Genomic DNA, 20,019 nt, shown 5'->3' on the forward strand with positions numbered 1-20,019 from the left:
TCGATAAGAATATAGCCTCTAAGAGACCGTCTTTTTATATTTACCGCTGCCCATGTTAAGCTGATAGGTCACCACCTCCTTATCACTTGAAAAACGAATCTTTGTGAGGCTAGAGTTGCCTCCTTTGGCATCAAACACTAGCGTCTGCCCCTTATCCAGATGTATATTTTTAGGAATCACCAGACTGGATTTTCCGTTACTGATTTTATCCTTGGACAACTGCAATTCAACATTGGACCCTTCCGCCGCTGCCAAGCGCTGACTATCTCGGTATAGGTACTCAAAGCGCAGATAAAAAAGATTAGTCTCAACCTGCTGAAAAATACCTGTGACTGAGCCTGATAAACTCAGAGTGAGAAAGGCAACCACTGCTAGAGTCACCAGACTCTCCAACAAGGTAAAGGCTCTAATTGGCCACTGAGCGGCTTTCGCCACCATGTTTCGCATAGTAATCATTGTATGAATCTGCCTGTTTTTGCGTGATTTGACCTTCTGAAACAAGAGCTGCTAAGCTAGCTGTCTTGTTATTCTTCATTTCATAAAGTTCTGCTTGAGAATCCACGACCTTGACCACAGCCGCATTTCCAGTCTCTTTAACAGAATCCTTCTGCTTACTCAAGTTAGGAACAAAAAGCAAGAGGAGAATACTGATAATGAGAAGCACGACTAGCATTTCAATTAGCGTAAAAGCTCGTAGTTTAACGGCATTCAATTTTTTTAACATCATTTTCATGACATCATTCCTTCCATATTTTGATACATTGGTAATAGCATGGCTGCATAGATCATTACAATCACGACAGCAACAATAATAAAAATGAGGGGTTGCACAAAGGTTGTTGCCTTATTAAGACGGTTAAAGAAAGCCTGCCAAACCTCTTCAGCATAGACTTCTAACTCATAGCCCAACCTAGCATTAGCCTCTCCATAAGCAATAATCAAGGATAGTTCCTTAGTGAAAAAAGGGTGAGTAGCAATACGGTCAGGAAAACTCTGTCCTAGCATTAAGGCCTCTTCTAAATCAGCCCCCAGCTCACGAAAGAGCTTGGACTTTTGCTCTTGCATAAGAGAAACCAAATCTAACAGGTCAATGCCTTGTCCTAAGAGATTTCCCCATTCCCTAGCATAATAGGCAGTCGTATATAGCCTGACAGTTTGCCCTATAAAAGGGATTTTTGCCATTCGTCGGTAAAAGACAAGGGCTGGCTGGTGTTTGACCCATAGATAAAGAATTAAGCTTAATACAAGAAGTCCACACAAACTCACAAAGAAGAGCTGGGGAAAGATTTGAACCAACTGTACAGCCCAATTATCCTTACCATCACCCTCTAACAGTTGAGGTAAAAGATAATTTTTAAGTCCTAACATAATCAGAATCAGGAAACCCAGGAGTAGGATAGGGTAGGTCGCTACCTCCATGAGTTTCTTGCGAACCTTGGTCATGCGAAGCATGTAGGTTTCAATCTTGGTTAAACTCCCTAGAAGATTACCGTGCTTATCAGCAAGGGCAATCTGAGTAACAATATTGTCCGAAAAACCCACTGACGCAAACATCTGGTCTAGCCTGTCGCCTCGCATTAAGCTTGCTTTCATAAGAGATAATGACGATTCTTTCAACAAGTGACTTCGCTCCAAAAAGGCTACGATTTCAGTTAAAGTAAACCCTGCTTTTAGAAGTTGTTTGAAAAGCTGGATAACCTTGACTTGCTGATTAATCTTTAATTTTTTCCCCTTGGATATCCCCTTCAGTGAGATATCCTTGTTGAACCAAGCCTTCCAACTGTTGGTTCCAGCTGGTTGACGAATGGCTTTGGAAATTTTCACTGGCAAAATCAATCACACCTCCTCCCTTAATCAAACGCATATAGGCAATCCCTTGAAGAGCATTATCCAACTCAGACTTATCTACACCGAGGTCCAGAAGACGCTCATAAACACCTGCCACACTCTTTGCGTGAATAGTTGAAAGAACAGTCACTCCTGTCAGACTAGCTCTAATAACCGCTCGAGCAGTCTCCTTATCTCGAATTTCTCCAATAATCAAAACATCCGGGCGGTGACGTAGTGATAGCTTAATCAAATTATCATAGGTCATGTCAATTGCCTGATTTACCTGGAGTTGCAAGACATTATCCTGTTTAATTTCCACAGGATCTTCAATCGAAATCACCTGCTGTCCCTTAAAACGCTCCTGAACCAATTCATGCATAAGCGTAGTCTTTCCAGAACCTACGGGACCTGCAAAGAGATACAAGCCACGATAATCCAAAGCATCCATAATCGGCTGGATTCCTTGATTCCAATACACCAATTCTCGACGTTCGGAATGTAGAACACGAATAACTAAACTTTCTAAGCCACGATAATCCCCAACGGTTGATAAACGCAGAGAAACCCTTTGACCATCACCACAATCATAGTCACAGGAACCTAGTTGACTCCTACGCTTCTCACCCACCATCATTCCTGCCACAAATTTAAAGTGACCAATAAGACTAGCCATGAAATCAGGCCGATATACATCAATTAATCTCCTCTCCTGGCCAACTCGCATATAGAGCTCGTAATTATCCTGACGTGGAATGACATAGATGTCTTGAGCCCCACAACTATCAGCATTTTTGATCATTTCCTTAGCAAATTCTGTTACCATAAGGACCTCCTCATAGACCTATTCGTAAAAAGTTTAAGAAAATGAAAAGAAGCCCGAAAAAAATTCGAGCTTGTGCATTGTTTAACGTTTAATTTTACAGTGGGCATGATTTGGAAGGTCATTTCGCTTTTCATATCCCGGACGGTATTTTTCCTCAGGAATTTCCTGCCAATCATCCAAAAGAGCAATCGATTGATAGACCTGCAGGTATTCGTCACACTCCTCACACCAGTGTTTATCCTCTTGGTCCCAAAAAGCAGTCATGACACTACTACGGCTGATATAACTTGGTAAGGTTTCTTCCATGGCAAACCAAAGTTTTTTATAGTACTTGAGGGCATCATAAAAATTTTCAAATTCCTTAGTACTGATGATATCTTCTTGCCAGCCTTCTAAGAACCACCACGGTTCCAAATCCCCTTTCATTTCAACTACTTGGTACATTTTTCTTTCTCACTTCATCTTTGGTGTTCCTATTATACAAAATTTTCTGGAAAAGATAAAAAAAATGGTCTTATATTTTATATTTATCAATCATTGAAGAAATTCTAGTCATATAAATACGAAAAGAACTCACAATTCATTGTGAGTTCTTTTGATTTCGTTTTAGTCTTCAGATGATTCCACAATTGCTTCATCAACAGCAATGTTTTCAATAACTTCAACTTCGTTAACTGAAAGTGGTTCAATGTTACGGTAACGAGCCATACCTGTACCAGCAGGAATAGTCTTACCAATGATAACATTTTCTTTAAGACCAAGGAGATGGTCTTTCTTACCACGGATAGCTGCATCTGTAAGCACACGTGTTGTTTCTTGGAAGGAAGCCGCTGACAAGAATGAATTTGTTTCAAGTGAGGCTTTCGTAATACCAAGAAGGACTGGACGAGATGTTGCAGGAACACCACCAGAGATAACAATATCCTTGTTAGCATCTGTGAAGTCAGAAATGTCCATAAGTGTACCTGGAAGGAGATCTGTATCACCTGGATCCATAACACGTACTTTACGAAGCATTTGACGAACCATTACTTCGACGTGTTTGTCACCGATTTCTACCCCTTGGCTACGGTAAACTTTTTGTACTTCTGCAAGAAGATAAGTTTCAACTGACAAGGTATCACGCACTTCAAGGAGACGTTTAGGTTGGATTGACCCTTCTGTCAAGGCTGCACCACGGTGTACTTCGTCACCCACTTCAACTTTCATACGAGCTGTAAATGGAACAACGTATTCACCCATTCCAGTCTTACCTTGAACGAAGACTTTCTTAGTACGTGTTGCGGCATCTTCTTCGATTTCAATAACAGTACCTTTAACTTCAGTGATAACCGCTTCCCCTTTAGGGTTACGTGCTTCAAAGATTTCCTGGATACGTGGAAGACCCTGTGTGATATCGGTGTTTGAGGCTACCCCACCGGTGTGGAAGGTACGCATAGTAAGCTGTGTACCAGGTTCCCCGATAGATTGAGCGGCGATAGTACCAACTGCTTCACCAACTTCAACCGCATCACCTGTTGCCAAGTTGATACCGTAACAGTGACGGCAGACACCGTGACGTGTGTTACATGTAAAGACTGAACGGATAGTTACTTCTTCAACACCAGCATTGACAATAGCAGCAGCCATGTCTTCAGTAATCAAAGTATCTGGACCTACGATTACTTCACCTGTTGTAGGATTCTTAACTGATTTCTTAGTGTAACGACCTTGAAGACGTTCTTCAAGTGTTTCCGTAACTTCTTTACCGTCAGTAATCGCACGGATGAGAAGACCACGGTCTGTTCCACAGTCATCTTCACGGATGATAACATCTTGGGCAACGTCAACCAAACGACGAGTAAGGTAACCTGAGTCGGCTGTCTTAAGGGCCGTATCGGTCATACCTTTACGCGCACCGTGAGTAGAGAAGAACATTTCCAAAACGCTCAAACCTTCACGGAAGTTTGAAAGGATAGGCAATTCCATGATACGTCCGTTAGGAGCAGCCATCAAACCACGCATACCGGCAAGTTGAGAGAAGTTAGAGATGTTACCACGAGCTCCTGAGTCCATCATCATAACGATTGGGTTCTTAGGATCTTGTGTCTCAATCAGACGTTTTTCAAGTGCTTCTTTCGCTTCACGCCATGTTGTTGTAACAGCAACATAACGGTCATCATCTGTCATCAAACCACGACGGAAGGCCTTGTTAATTTCTTCAACACGGTGGTGAGCAGCATCGATAATTTCTTGTTTGTTATCGATAACTGGGATATCGGCGATACCCACTGTCAAACCAGCAAGTGTTGAGTGGTAGTAACCAAGGTCTTTCAAACGGTCAAGGAAGGCTGATGTTTCAGTCGTACGAAGACGTTTGAAGGTTTCAGCGATGATGTTACCAAGATTTTTCTTCTTGAATGGCGCATTAATTTCCAAACTATCAATAACTGTTTGGATATCTTGACCTGGTTCAAGGAAGTACTTATCTGGTGTACTATCTGTCAAGTTCTCATTTGTTGTTTCTTGAAGATATGGAATTTCTGCTGGAATAATTGAGTTAAAGAGAATCTTACCAACAGTTGTAACCATAATCTTGTGAAGTTGGTTTTCTTTCCAAGGTTTATCAGGCATGCTGTCTACTGCGATACCGACACGGCTATGCAAGTGAACATAACCATTACGATAAGCCATAACTGCCTCATCAATATCCTTGAAGACCATACCTTCACCCTCACGGCCTTCTTCTTCCATAGTCAAGTAGTAGTTACCAAGAACCATATCCTGAGATGGCGTTACGACCGGTTTACCGTCTTTAGGGTTAAGGATGTGTTCAGCCGCAAGAAGGAGCAAACGTGCTTCAGCTTGAGCTTCTTCAGACAATGGAACGTGGATGGCCATTTGGTCACCGTCAAAGTCGGCATTGTAGGCCTCACATACCAATGGGTGAAGACGAAGGGCCTTACCATCAATCAAGACAGGTTCGAAGGCCTGGATACCCAAACGGTGGAGGGTAGGTGCGCGGTTAAGAAGTACTGGGTGTTCCTTGATAACATCTTCAAGAATATCCCAAATACGTTCATCACCACGTTCAACCATACGTTTAGCGGCTTTCACGTTACCTGCGTATTCACGCGCAACGATTTCACGCATCACAAATGGTTTGAAAAGTTCGATGGCCATCAAACGTGGCACACCACATTGGTACATTTTAAGTGTTGGACCAACGGCGATAACGGAACGTCCAGAGAAGTCAACACGTTTACCAAGCAAGTTTTGGCGGAAACGACCTTGTTTACCTTTAAGCATGTGGCTCAAAGATTTAAGTGGACGACTACCTGGTCCAGTGATTGGACGTCCACGACGTCCATTATCGATAAGGGCATCTACCGCTTCTTGCAACATACGTTTTTCGTTTTGCACGATGATACCTGGGGCATTCAATTCAAGCAAACGAGCCAAACGATTGTTACGGTTGATAACACGACGATAAAGATCGTTCAAGTCAGATGCCGCAAAACGTCCACCATCCAATTGAACCATTGGACGAAGGTCTGGTGGCAATACTGGCAAGATGTTAAGCACCATCCATTCTGGTTTGTTACCAGACTTGTAGAAGGCATCAAGAACGTCCAAACGACGAACAGCTTTAACACGTTTTTGACCAGTTGCTGTTTTCAACTCTTCTTTGAGTTCAGCAATTTCAGCTTCCAAATCTACTTGTTTCAAGAGATCTTGGATAGCTTCGGCACCCATTTTAGCGACAAATGAACCATGTCCATACTCTTGCAATTTTTCACGATATTCACGTTCTGTCAAGAGAGATTTTGGTTCAAGTGGTGTTTCCTTTGGATCAATAACCACGTAAGCTGCGAAGTAAATAACTTCTTCAAGCGCACGAGGACTCATGTCCAAAGTCAATCCCATACGAGAAGGGATTCCCTTGAAGTACCAGATGTGTGATACTGGTGCTTTCAACTCGATGTGACCCATACGTTCACGACGAACCTTAGCACGTGTTACTTCAACACCACAGCGGTCACAAACGATACCTTTATAACGGATACGTTTGTATTTCCCACACGCACATTCCCAGTCTTTGGTAGGACCAAAGATCACTTCGTCGAAGAGACCTTCGCGTTCTGGTTTGAGCGTACGGTAGTTGATTGTTTCAGGTTTCTTAACTTCACCATAAGACCATGAACGGACCTTAGTTGGTGAAGCTAGTGTGATTTGCATACTTTTAAATCGATTTACGTCAACCACTAGTATTACCTTTCTTTTGTTCTATTGACAATAGCAGCGCTATTCTCACCTTTATCAGCTACCTTAGCAGAGAGAGTGAACTCCCTCTCTAAAGCTTATTTTATTCTGTTTTATCTGAAGCTTCTTCTTTAGCTTTTTCTAATTCAGCAGCTTCTTTGGCTTGTTGTACACGTGCTTTTTCAAGATCATCAACGTGCATGACATCATCGTCTTCACCTTCATCAAGATCACGTAATTCAACTTCGTAGTCATCCTCATCAAGGACACGCATATCAAGACCAAGTGATTGCAATTCTTTAACAAGTACTCGGAATGATTCTGGTACACCTGGTTTTGGAATTGGTTTACCTTTAGTGATAGCTTCATAGGCTTTCAAACGTCCGTTAACGTCATCTGACTTGTAAGTCAAGATTTCTTGAAGGATATTTGATGCACCATAAGCTTCAAGGGCCCAAACCTCCATCTCACCGAAACGTTGTCCACCAAATTGTGCTTTACCACCAAGAGGTTGTTGGGTAACAAGTGAGTAAGGACCTACTGAACGAGCGTGAAGTTTATCATCAACCATGTGGTGAAGTTTGATCATGTACATGACACCAACTGACACACGGTTATCAAATGGTTCACCAGTACGTCCATCGTAAAGGATTGTCTTAGCATCACTATCCATACCTGCTTCACGAACAGTATCCCAGAGGTCTTCTGAGCTTGCTCCATCAAAGACTGGTGTTGCGATGTGGATACCCAAGTTACGTGCAGCCATACCAAGGTGAAGTTCCATAACCTGACCGATGTTCATACGTGATGGCACCCCAAGTGGGTTCAACATGATATCAACTGGTGTACCGTCTGGAAGGTAAGGCATGTCTTCAACCGGAACAATACGAGAAACAACCCCTTTGTTACCGTGACGACCGGCCATCTTATCTCCGACCTTGATCTTACGTTTTTGAGCGATGTAAACACGAACAAGCATGTTAACACCTGATTGCAATTCGTCACCGTTTGCACGTGTGAAGATTTTAACATCACGAACGACACCATCACCACCGTGAGGTACACGGAGTGACGTATCACGTACTTCACGAGATTTATCACCAAAGATAGCGTGGAGAAGACGTTCTTCAGCAGAAAGGTCTTTTTCACCCTTAGGTGTTACCTTACCAACAAGAATGTCACCTTCTTTAACCTCAGCACCGATACGGATAATACCCATTTCGTCAAGGTCTTTGAGGGCTTCTTCACCAACGTTTGGCAATTCACGTGTGATTTCTTCAGGCCCAAGCTTTGTATCACGTGTTTCTGATTCGAATTCTTCCAAGTGAACAGATGTATAAACGTCATCTTTCACAAGACGCTCACTCATGATAACGGCATCCTCGAAGTTGTAACCTTCCCATGTCATGTATGCGACGATAGGGTTTTGACCGAGGGCCATTTCTCCACCTTCCATAGATGGACCATCAGCGATAAAGTCACCTTTTTCAACAATATCGCCAACCTTAACCAAAGTACGTTGGTTATAGGCAGTACCTGAGTTTGAACGACGGAATTTTTGAATAGTATAAACATCAAGAGAACCATCTTCACGACGAACTTCAACTTTATCAGCATCAGAGTAGACAACTTTACCGTCGTGTTGGGCGATAACTGCAGCTCCTGAATCGTGGGCAGCTTGATATTCCATACCAGTACCAACATAAGGTGCTTTAGGATCAATCAAAGGCACAGCCTGACGTTGCATGTTGGCACCCATAAGGGCACGGTTAGAGTCATCGTTTTCTAAGAAAGGAATACATGCTGTCGCAACGGCAACTACCTGTTTAGGAGAAACATCCACGAAATCTACAAGGTGTGATGGGTACTCTTGGTTATTACCTTGGTGACGACCCATAACGATTTCTTCTGCAAATGTTCCATCTTCGTTCAATTTAGAGTTAGCCTGAGCAACTGTGTACTCATCTTCTTCATCAGCAGTCAACCAAACCACTTCGTTGGTTACTTTACCAGTTGCACGGTCAACCTTACGATATGGTGTTTGAATGAAACCGTACTTGTTAAGGTGTCCATATGAAGACAAGTTATTGATCAAACCGATGTTAGGTCCTTCAGGTGTTTCAATTGGACACATACGACCGTAGTGCGTGTAGTGCACGTCACGAACTTCATATCCGGCACGGTCACGTGTCAAACCACCAGGTCCCAAGGCTGACAAACGACGTTTGTGTGACAACTCTGACAATGGGTTGTGTTGGTCCATAAACTGTGACAACTGTGAAGAACCGAAGAATTCTTTAACAGCAGCAGTTACAGGGCGAATATTGATGATTTGTTGTGGTGTCAAGACTTCGTTATCTTGAACTGACATACGCTCACGTACGTTACGTTCCATACGAGCCAAACCAATACGGAATTGGTTAGCAAGCAATTCACCAACGGCACGGATACGACGGTTACCAAGGTGGTCGATATCGTCTACTTTACCGATACCTTCAGCAAGGTTGAGGAAGTAACTCATTTCAGCCAAGATATCCGCTGTTGTCAAAGCACGAACTTTGTCATCTGGGTTGGCATTACCAACAATTGTAACCACACGATCTGGATCATTTGGTGCAACAACCTTGAATTTTTGAAGAACAACAGGTTCTGTAACCACCGCATAATCGTTTGGTGTGTATACAAATTTGTTCAAATCACCATCCAAGTATTCTGCGATTGAATCAATCACATCACGTGTCATTTCAGTACCAGCTTCAACAAGGATTTCACCTGTTTCAGGATCTACCAAGTTTTCAGCAATTGTTTGTCCCAAAAGACGTGTCTTGATGTTAAGTTTTTTATTGACTTTGTAACGACCAACAGCAGCCAAGTCATAACGACGTGGATCAAAGAAACGAGCTACAAGCAAGCTACGTGAGCTGTCAGCAGTTTTGGGTTCACCTGGACGAAGACGTTCATAAATTTCTTTAAGCGCTTCATCAGTACGTGAATCTGCTGGGTTTTTGTGGATATCTTTTTCAATGGTATTACGAACCAACTCGCTATCACCAAAGATATCAACAATTTCGTCATCACCTGAGAATCCAAGCGCACGCACAAGCGTTGTGAATGGAATCTTACGTGTACGGTCGATACGAGTGTAGGCAATGTCTTTTGAATCTGTTTCAAGCTCAAGCCATGCCCCACGGTTAGGGATAACTGTTGATCCATAACCCACTTTACCGTTTTTATCAACCTTATCGTTAAAGTAAACACCAGGTGAGCGCACCAACTGAGAAACGATAATACGTTCACCACCATTGATGATGAAAGTACCCATCTCAGTCATAATAGGGAAATCTCCGAAGAAGACTTCCTGAGTTTTGATTTCACCAGTTTCTTTGTTAATAAGACGGAAAGTCACAAAGATAGGTGCTGAGTATGATGCATCGTGGATACGAGCTTCTTCAAGTGTATACTTAGGCTCTTTCAATTCGTAACCAACGAATTCCAATTCCATAGTGTCTGTGAAGTTTGAGATAGGAAGTACATCCTCAAAAACCTCTTTAAGACCAGTATCCAAGAATTCTTTGAATGAATCCGTTTGGATTTCAATCAAGTTTGGTAAATCAAGAACTTCTTTGATTCTTGAAAAACTACGACGGGTACGATGTTTCCCGTATTGAACGTCATGTCCTGCCAAGTCTTCTACTCCTTTTCTACATTCGAGACCTGCTTTGCAAGTCGTGCACTTTAAATATTTGTCTTCTGCCTTATTCAGTTGCTTGTCCCATTAACAAGTGATTAAACACTAACATCCACTTATCTGATCAAGGATAAGCAAAACACTTAGTTTGTGAATTTTTAGAACCTTTAAATATGAGTTACAACACTTGAAAATCCTAAAAATAAGCACAAAAATAGCAGCTAAATCTGACCGAAAAAACGTTGATTTAACTGCTGTATCTCTTGATTGGACAATATTTCAACCAAGTAAGACGACAAATAGTTGTCTATATTATACCTAATTTTTTGCTTTTTTGCAAGTTTTCTTGGGAATTCCTAATGCCCTCCAAGAATGCTAGACCAGGCTTTTTGATAGTCACTGTCAGTTCCACCAATAGCAAATTTGTAGGTTGTATCTCCAGGCCCATTTTTAGCCCAATAAGTATCAACCATTTCACCACTTACAGAAACACTACGACCATTAACAGACACTGTTGCTGGTTTAAGGCCTGTTGATTTGAGCACACTTGCCTTAATAGCACTTGAATCGATATTAAACTTATCTCCCGTTTTAAAAATACCTGGATTGGCATTGTAGATGGCGGAAGTTAAACGAGCCATGTATTGGGAATTATATATGTAACCCGTTTTAGAATTGGTAGGTGCATTGTTGTCATAACCAGCCCAACCTCCAAGGGTAATACCAGGCGTCGACACTATCAACCAAGAATCTACAAAATTATTTGTCGTTCCTGTTTTACCCATCCAGTCAGCTGAAGCCGCTGCACCATTGACATTTTTCAACTCAGAATGAAATTGAGTTGTCGCTCCCTTAACCACAACTTCTTTGAGTAAGTTATCCATGATACTAGCCGTAGCTCTTGAAAAGACTTGCACCCCTTCAGATTTATGTTGATAGATAACTTCGCCAGTCCGGTCAGTAATACTATCAATCATATGGCCCTTTTCATAGACGCCACCATTTGAAAGCATCTGATAGGCATTTACTTGCTGGGCAACCGTGGTTTCAACCCCCCCACCAAGAGGCAAACTCTCGATATTGTAATTAGCAATCTTATAACCCATCTTGGTCATGTAACCCTCAACATCAACATCATGACGTTGAAGCATTTGATAAGTCCAAAAGGCTGGAATGTTCCATGAGGTATTGAGTGCCTCTTGTAGGTTCATCATAGCTGTCCCCTTATCACCATCATGGAGAATAGGCGTTCCACCCGTAAAATTAGTTGGGTAGTTAGAAAGGATACTTGAGCTCCCCATCAAGCCTTGATCAATAGCAATTCCATAGGCAATAATAGGCTTAATTGTAGATCCCGGAGAGCGTGCCGTATCAAAGGCATGGTTATTTTGGTTATTTTCGTAACTACGACCACCAACAAATCCTAGAATTGCTCCAGTCGCATTATCCATGAGCACATTTCCGACTTCAACTCCACTATTGCCTCCTTGGTCGAGGAGGACACCATATTGACTCGCAGCATCTTGCATCGCATTATAAACTGCATTATCAATAGTTGTCTTAACGCTGTAGCCACCGGTTTGTAGCTCTTGAAGAGCCCTCTCACGATAGCTTTCCTTGGTCTTATCATTTTTCAAATCTTGACTCGATACCTTGTCACGTTTAACGAGATAATCATACATGACATCCTGAGCCTCAGACATGACAGAATAGTACAAATAGTCATGACTTACGGCATCAGACTTCTCACCAGCCTTGAAATCTTTAGTGATATCATAATCCTTATAGCTTTCATACTGCGACTTATCTAGATAGCCACCGCGATAAAGATTGTAGAGTACATCTTGCTGACGTGCTAAGCCATAAGAAAGATCCTCTGCATTTTTTAATTGACCGTCAGCTGTATAAGGTGAGTAGACAATCGGGCTCTGTGGCAAACCTGCCAGATAGGCCGCCTGAGGAACTGTCAAATCCGCTGCAGATACCCCAAAGATACCTTGAGCAGCCTCCTCAATACCAGCAATATTTTTCCCCTTGTTGTTACGTCCAAAAGGAGAAACATTCAGATAATCGGTTAAAATTTCATTTTTAGAAGCGCGACGCTCCAATTGTAAGGCATAGATAATCTCTGCCGCCTTACGTTTAAAGGTTGGCGCATCGCCTGTTACCTGTTGCTTGATTAACTGCTGCGTTAGCGTCGAACCACCACTTGAAGAGCCAAGCCCCAAAACTGATGACACCAAAGCCCTAAAAACTGCCTTTGGTACAACACCCTTATGCTTTTTAAAATTTTCATCCTCAGTCGCAATGATGGCATTTTTGACATTGTTAGAAATAGCATCACTCTCAATAGGTGTTCTCAGCAAGTCAGTATCAATATCCGCAATCTTCTTGGAATCGGAATAGCTCATCGAAGATACCAAACTAACCTCACTAATCTGATTCAACAAGGTTTTGTCCTTAATCGACGGAACAGACTCAATTTGACTCCCCAGATAACCCAAACCAATTCCTGCACCGAATAAGGTAAGAACGATAATAACCACATAAAAGAAATCAGACAAGAGCTTTAAGGTTTTTAAGAAAACATCACCCATGTCTAAGAGTGTCATCCCATCCTCAGGCGACTTACGTGCTTGCTTACGATTCCACTTAGATCCAGTCGTAGCTTTCCTTTCTTTAAAAGATTTATCTCCTCTTTTAGACCTAGAACCAGCAAACTTTGTACGAATAGTCTGCCCTAGTCGCCTAAAATAATTTATTATTTTTTCAAAATTCATAGAAATACCTCAAAGCCTATTATAACAAACTTTGACAAAGCTTGCATAGGGTTGCTTTCTTTTGGTATAATGGTGCAGAATATACTTTACTGGAGAATATCATGACAATTTTTGAAGAACTAAAAGCACGTGGCTTGATTTTTCAAACCACTGATGAAGAAGCCCTTGTAAAAGCCTTTGAAGAGGGACCAGTCTCATACTACACTGGTTATGACCCAACAGCAGACAGTCTCCACCTTGGACACCTTGTCGCTATCCTTACAAGTCGCCGACTTCAATTGGCCGGACACAAACCTTACGCCCTCGTTGGTGGTGCAACAGGTTTGATTGGTGACCCATCATTTAAAGATGCTGAACGTAGCCTGCAAACCAAAGAAACTGTTGAAGGTTGGGTTGAAAAAATCCAAGGACAACTCTCTCGTTTCCTTGATTTTGAAAATGGTGACAACAAGGCCGTTATGGTCAACAACTATGACTGGTTTGGTTCAGTCAGCTTCATTGATTTCTTGCGTGACGTAGGTAAATACTTCACAGTTAACTACATGATGAGTAAGGAATCTGTTAAGAAACGTATCGAAACAGGTATCTCTTACACTGAGTTTGCCTACCAAATCATGCAAGGTTACGATTTCTATGAACTCAACGATAAGTACGGCGTAACCCTCCAAATTGGTGGTTCTGACCAATGGGGTAACATGACAGCAGGTACTGAGCTCTTGCGTCGTAAAGCAGATAAATCTGGACACGTCATCACTGTACCACTTATCACAGATTCAACTGGTAAAAAATTCGGTAAATCAGAAGGTAACGCTGTCTGGCTTGATGCTACTAAAACAACCCCTTACGAAATGTACCAATTCTGGCTCAACGTCATGGATGATGACGCCGTTCGCTTCTTGAAGATTTTCACTTTCTTGTCACTTGAAGAGATCGAAGAGATCGGTAAAGAATTTGACCAAGCTCGTCACCAACGTTTGGCACAAAAGGTTTTGGCTCGTGAAGTTGTTACTTTGGTTCACGGTAAAGAAGCCTACGAACAAGCTGTTCACATCACTGAACAACTCTTCGCTGGTAACCTTAAAGCTCTCTCAGCACGCGACCTTAAAGTTGCCCTCAACGGTGTCCCAACATATGAAATTTCAGCAGATGAAAATCTGAACATCGTTGAACTTCTCGTCAATGCAAAAATTTCACCATCTAAACGTCAAGCACGTGAAGATGTCCAAAACGGCGCTATCTACATCAACGGTGAACGTGTACAAGACTTGGATTACACTCTCTCAGATACAGATAAAATTGATAATGAAATTACTGTTATCCGTCGTGGTAAGAAGAAAAACTTTGTCTTGACGTACTAATTTATGGCTATTCTCACTCCTTAATGGAGTGAGTTTTTTTGTTGCACTATATTTTACAATTTATCTACCAAAAAAGAGCAGTAGGATTGATTCCCAACTACTCTCTTCAGAACACAAAAAAACCAGCACTAGGCTGGTTTTCGAGACTATCACATTAGTTATAGATTTTGAATGCGTCATCGTCGTTTTGACCAACGAATGGCATTGCTTTACGCAATTCAGCACCAACTTTTTCGATTTCAAGGTTAGCAGCTTCTTCACGGTAAGCAGTAAGTTTTGGACGTCCAGCCTTGTAGTCGTTAACGAAGTCGTTAGCGAATTTACCGTTTTGGATGTCAGCAAGAACTGCTTTCATATTTTCTTTCACTTGTTCAGTGATAACACGTGGACCTGATACATAGTCACCGTATTCAGCAGTGTTAGAGATTGATTGACGCATTTTCTTGAATCCACCTTCGTAAATCAAGTCAACAATCAATTTCATTTCGTGAAGCACTTCAAAGTAAGCCAATTCTGGAGCATATCCAGCTTCAGTCAAGACTTCAAAACCAGCTTCGATAAGGGCAGTCAAACCACCACAAAGAACTGCTTGTTCACCAAACAAATCTTCTTCAGTTTCTTCTTTGTATGTTGTTTCAAGAAGACCAACACGTGCTGCACCAACACCTTTACACCAGTCCATAGCGATGTCTTTAGCGTTACCTGTAGCATCTTGGTATACTGCGTAAAGTGCAGGAACACCAAAACCTTCTTCAAATGTACGACGTACCAAGTGACCAGGTCCTTTAGGAGCACACATGAAGACATCAACATCTTTAGGAACTTTGATGAATTCGAAGTGGATGTTAAATCCGTGTGCAAAACCAACAGCATTACCAGCTTCAAGGTTTGGAGCAATTTCTGCTTCGTAAAGTTCTTGTTGGATTTCGTCTGGAGCCAAGATCATGATAACATCAGCCAATTTAGTTGCTTCTGCTACTGTGTAAGTATCAAAACCATCTTCCTTAGCTTTATCAAATGATTTACCTGGACGAACACCAATGATCACATCGTGACCTGTATCACGCAAGTTTTGTGCATGCGCATGACCTTGTGAACCGTAACCGATAACGGCGATTTTTTTACCGTCAAGTGCTGCTACTTTTACGTCTTTTTCATATTCCATTTGAACTGCCATAGTAATATGTCTCTTTTCTAAAAAAATAATTTATTGCCTTTTTAAGGCTGGGTTAACAAATTTAAGTTGGATTTTTTAATCACGGGTAAATCCAGTAGCACCCGTACGAGCGATATTTTTGATTCCGTAAGGACGAATAACTCGTAGAAGCGCCTCGCTCTTTTCAGCATCACCAGTCATCTGGATAGTGATAGAGCTTGGTGCCACATCAACCACCGAAGCACGGAAAGGTTGAATAATCGCCAAGATTTCAGCACGTTTAGAGGTTGGTGCTGATACCTTAACTAGGATAACTTCACGTTCCAAGTGTGGCTGATCCGTGATATCACGGATGCGAATCACATCAATCTGACGATTAAGCTGTTTGATGATTTGTTCCACTTCATTTTGAGAATTCACATCAATAATAATCGTAATACGTGAAACGTTAGGATCCTCAGAAGCCCCTACAGAGATACTTTCAATGTTAACTTGACGTCGTGAAAGAACACCTGTGAAGCGATTAAGGACACCTGAACGGTTCTGAAGTTTAGCTGTTAACATTCTACGCATTGAACTTCACCCCCAACATTTCGTGATTACTCTTACCAGCCGGAACGATTGGCAATACATGCTCTTTACGAGAGATATCCACCTCGATGAACATTGGCACGTCTTCCTTGATAACTTCCAAATCCTGATTAATTGTCTCTGGATTATCAAACTTGTAAGACTTAATGCCGTAAGCTTGAGCCATCAATTGGAAATCTGGAAGGGTATCAAAGACAGACTCTGATGTACGCCCTTCGTAGAAGGACTCTTGCCATTGACGTACCATACCAAGTGAGTGGTTATTCAACATAACAACCTTGATTGGCACCTTGTAAACATTTAAGATAGCCAATTCTTGATTCGTCATTTGGAAACCACCATCACCAACAAAGAGGATAACTTCTTTATCAGGATTAGCAATTTTAGCACCAATTGCTGCTGGGACACCGAATCCCATTGTTCCAAGACCACCTGAGGTCACCAATTGACGCTCATTTTGGTATGGATAATACTGAGCTGTCCACATTTGATGTTGACCAACGTCAGTAACAACAACCGCGTCACCCTTAGTCAATTCACCGATACGCTCGATAACTGCCTGAGGCTGTACCATACGTTCTTTCTTATCGTAAGAACGTACACGCTCTTTGTCTTTTGTAACTTTTTCAATCCATTTTTCAGTGTTATTCTTAACCACTGGTTCTGCTAAGAGCATTTCAAGAGCTTGCTTGGCATCACCAACAACTGGAAGGTCCACTGCAATAATTTTACCAATCTCAGCTGGATCTACATCAATATGGACAACCTTGGCATTCTTGGCAAATGTTTTAGGATTACCTGTCAAACGGTCATCAAAACGACAACCAATGGCAATCATAAAGTCAGCATCGGTCATAGCAATGTTAGCTGCATATGAACCGTGCATACCACCCATACCCAAGAAGAGGGGATGACTAGTAGCAATTGTCCCTTGACCTAAAAGACTTGTAACAACTGGGATTTGGTAGCGTTCTGCAAAAGCAACTAGCTCCTTAGCAGATTCAGAATAAGACACCCCACCTCCAGCTACAATAACCGGCTTCTTAGCTTTACCCAACTGCTTCAAGATTTTCTTGATTTGCATTTCGTTTGGTCTTAGCGTCGGTTGGTAACTTGGAAGATTAATTTCAGGATTGTTGATGAAGGCTGTTTCCTTAGCTACGACATCTTTAGGGAGGTCGATAACAACTGGACCAGGTCGGCCAGTTGTTGCAATATGAACCGCTTCCCTAATAATACGAGGAATATCAGCTGTATCGCGAATCTGATAATTGTATTTTGTAATCGGCATGGTAATTCCGACAATGTCAGCCTCTTGGAAGGCATCCTTACCAATACCTGGTGTTGCGACCTGACCAGTAAAGACTAGGAGAGGTACGCTATCACTCATAGCATCTGCAATCCCTGTAATAGCATTAGTAGCACCAGGACCACTCGTTACAAGAGCAACACCGAGTTTACCAGTTGATTTGGCATAACCTTCAGCTTCGTGCAGACTTCCTTGCTCATGACGAGATAAGATATGATTAATCTTGTCATTTTTGTAAATAGCATCATACAAAGGAAGAACCGCTCCGCCAGGATATCCAAAGATAGTTGAAATCCCAAGTTCAAGAAGTGTATCTAGAATTAAATCAGCACCAGAGCGTGCTTCTTCAAGTTCAATTTTCTTCACATGGACCTCCTTTAGTAGTTGTTTTTTTCGAATTGTCTAAAAATTCAAAACCTTGTATACTATGATAACATTTTTAACCAAATTTGCAAGGGTTTCGGAGAAAAATATCACAAACTCTTCGGAAAGAATGTTCTTAGTTTTTTTCTTGTGCTTGACGTTCTGCTTTACGTTCTTCGAATTCTTCGTCACTCATCAAAGTTCCGCCAACATTGGCTGATTTAGCAAAGGCTGTATAGCGACGCAACCAACCACTTGAAATTTTTGATTTGAAAGGTTTCAAATGTTTGCGACGTTCTTCAAGGGTTGCATCATCTACAAGCAGATCAAGGGTACGATTTGGTAGGTCAATCACGATTTCATCGCCATCTTCGATTAGGGCGATATTACCACCTTCTGCTGCTTCTGGAGAAACGTGACCAATCGCAATACCACGAGTAGCTCCTGAGAAACGACCATCCGTAATCAGAGCCACATCCTTACCAAGACCGCGTCCGACAATCTTAGAAGTTGGTGCCAACATTTCTGGCATACCAGGTCCACCCTGAGGACCTTCGTAACGAATGACAACGACATGGCCCTTCTTAACTGTTCCATTATCAATCAACTCAAGGGCCTGATTTTGTGAATCACAACAAATAGCTTTACCACGGAAAGTTTTAACAGATGGATCTACACCACCGACCTTGATAACAGCTCCATCCTGAGCAATATTTCCGTAAAGGATAGACAAACCACCAACTGGTGAGATAGGATTCTCAATTGGATGGATAATTTCTTCATTCTTGATTTCAGCACCAGCTACGTTTTCTTTCAAAGTTTTACTAGTAACTGTAATACGATCACCCTTAATGGCTCCTTTTTTAATCAACTGATTGATAATGGCTGGAACACCACCAGCTTCATGGACATCATGCATAGTGTAAACACTTGAAGGTGCAATTTTAGAGAGATAAGGTGTCTTCTTGGCAATCTCGTTAATGTCTTTAAGATCATAGTCAATACCGGCCTCACGCGCAATAGCAAGCGTATGAAGAACAGTATTGGTTGAACCACCCATGGCCATATCTAGAGCAAACGCATCATCGATGGCTTCTTTGGTCACAATATCACGTGGGCGAACATTATTTTTGATGTTATCCATCAATTTTATGGCTGCCTGACGAACCAATTCACGACGTTCATCTGAAACGGCTAGGATAGTACCGTTACCTGGAAGGGCAAGGCCCAAAACTTCCATCAAACAGTTCATTGAGTTAGCGGTAAACATTCCTGAGCATGAACCACAAGTTGGACAAGCATTTTTCTCCAAATAATCGAGCTCTTCCTTGCTCATATCTCCAGCCTGATAGGTACCTACAGCTTCAAACAAACTTGATAGCGTCGCTTGGTGACCAGTCATGTCAACGCCACCCTTCATAGGGCCACCAGAACAAAATACTGCTGGCACATTAGTACGCATGGCCGCCAAAATCATCCCTGGTGTAATCTTATCACAGTTAGGAATGTAGAAAACCCCGTCAAACCAGTGGGCATTAATAACTGTTTCTGCAGAATCGGCAATCAATTCACGAGATGGAAGACTGTAACGCATCCCAATATGCCCCATGGCAATCCCATCATCCACACCAATGGTATTAAACTCAAAAGGAATACCGCCAGCCTCGCGGATGGCTTCCTTGGCAATATCTGCTAATTCACGCAAGTGAACATGCCCTGGAACAATATCAATATAAGAGTTACAAATAGCAATGAAGGGCTTTTGCATATCATTGGCAGATTTAACTTGCCCAGTCGCATACAAAAGTCCGCGTGCTGGTGCCTTATCAACACCAACTTTGATCATATCACTTCTCATGATGTTACCTTCAATCTATAA

The 20,019-nt window shown here is 41.9% G+C and carries 13 protein-coding genes; 1 reads left to right on the top strand and 12 read right to left on the bottom strand.

All coding sequences use genetic code 11. From position 1 onward, the window contains the following. Window positions 1–18 precede the first annotated feature (18 nt). The 8 genes from comGD to pbp1b form a co-directional block, all read right to left on the bottom strand. Window positions 19–447, bottom strand: coding sequence for a competence type IV pilus minor pilin ComGD (gene comGD, locus BSR19_RS09725; RefSeq protein WP_014632541.1), 429 nt, complete (start codon window positions 445–447; stop codon window positions 19–21). Beyond that, complete coding sequence (gene comGC / locus BSR19_RS09730) at window positions 407–733, bottom strand: competence type IV pilus major pilin ComGC (RefSeq protein WP_002885815.1); 327 nt, start codon at window positions 731–733, stop codon at window positions 407–409. Before comGC ends, comGD begins: the two co-directional genes overlap by 41 nt. Beyond that, window positions 730–1,830 carry a competence type IV pilus assembly protein ComGB gene (gene comGB / locus BSR19_RS09735; protein ID WP_156247047.1) on the bottom strand — a complete coding sequence of 367 codons (1,101 nt, stop codon included), beginning with the start codon at window positions 1,828–1,830 and terminating at the stop codon, window positions 730–732. Before comGB ends, comGC begins: the two co-directional genes overlap by 4 nt. Then, a complete protein-coding gene (comGA, locus tag BSR19_RS09740; RefSeq protein ID WP_002885658.1) occupies window positions 1,712–2,653 on the bottom strand; it encodes a competence type IV pilus ATPase ComGA in 942 nt (313 codons plus the stop codon). Before comGA ends, comGB begins: the two co-directional genes overlap by 119 nt. Before the next feature lie 81 nt (window positions 2,654–2,734). Beyond that, window positions 2,735–3,097, bottom strand: a complete 363-nt coding sequence (locus tag BSR19_RS09745; protein WP_002887019.1) for a DUF1033 family protein — start codon at window positions 3,095–3,097, stop codon at window positions 2,735–2,737. Between the two features lie 162 nt (window positions 3,098–3,259). Further along, on the bottom strand, window positions 3,260–6,898 hold the full coding sequence (gene rpoC, locus BSR19_RS09750) for a DNA-directed RNA polymerase subunit beta' (RefSeq protein ID WP_037603707.1): 3,639 nt from the start codon (window positions 6,896–6,898) through the stop codon (window positions 3,260–3,262). A gap of 100 nt (window positions 6,899–6,998) precedes the next feature. After that, a complete protein-coding gene (gene rpoB, locus BSR19_RS09755; protein WP_002885744.1) occupies window positions 6,999–10,580 on the bottom strand; it encodes a DNA-directed RNA polymerase subunit beta in 3,582 nt (1,193 codons plus the stop codon). Between the two features lie 359 nt (window positions 10,581–10,939). Further along, window positions 10,940–13,363, bottom strand: a complete 2,424-nt coding sequence (pbp1b, locus tag BSR19_RS09760) for a penicillin-binding protein PBP1B (RefSeq protein WP_156247048.1) — start codon at window positions 13,361–13,363, stop codon at window positions 10,940–10,942. A 101-nt stretch (window positions 13,364–13,464) separates the two neighbouring features. On the opposite strand from pbp1b, the gene tyrS reads away from it, so the two are divergent. Next, a complete protein-coding gene (gene tyrS, locus BSR19_RS09765; RefSeq protein WP_003092098.1) occupies window positions 13,465–14,721 on the top strand; it encodes a tyrosine--tRNA ligase in 1,257 nt (418 codons plus the stop codon). A 154-nt stretch (window positions 14,722–14,875) separates the two neighbouring features. Here the strand turns inward: tyrS and ilvC are convergent, their stop codons facing one another. From ilvC to ilvD, 4 genes are all read right to left on the bottom strand, one after another. Continuing rightward, the gene (gene ilvC, locus BSR19_RS09770) at window positions 14,876–15,898 is read right to left on the bottom strand and encodes a ketol-acid reductoisomerase (RefSeq protein ID WP_110980822.1); all 1,023 of its coding nucleotides are present in this window, start codon (window positions 15,896–15,898) and stop codon (window positions 14,876–14,878) included. A gap of 75 nt (window positions 15,899–15,973) precedes the next feature. Then, on the bottom strand, window positions 15,974–16,450 hold the full coding sequence (gene ilvN, locus BSR19_RS09775; RefSeq protein ID WP_002887025.1) for an acetolactate synthase small subunit: 477 nt from the start codon (window positions 16,448–16,450) through the stop codon (window positions 15,974–15,976). Continuing rightward, window positions 16,443–18,143, bottom strand: a complete 1,701-nt coding sequence (locus BSR19_RS09780) for an acetolactate synthase large subunit (protein WP_156247049.1) — start codon at window positions 18,141–18,143, stop codon at window positions 16,443–16,445. The genes ilvN and BSR19_RS09780 overlap by 8 nt, the downstream gene beginning before the upstream one ends. Window positions 18,144–18,276: 133 nt before the next feature. Continuing rightward, a complete protein-coding gene (gene ilvD, locus BSR19_RS09785) occupies window positions 18,277–19,998 on the bottom strand; it encodes a dihydroxy-acid dehydratase (protein WP_156247050.1) in 1,722 nt (573 codons plus the stop codon). Window positions 19,999–20,019 lie beyond the last annotated feature (21 nt).

Origin of the sequence: Streptococcus salivarius (genome assembly GCF_009738225.1) — a bacterium.
In the GTDB taxonomy this organism is placed as follows: domain Bacteria; phylum Bacillota; class Bacilli; order Lactobacillales; family Streptococcaceae; genus Streptococcus.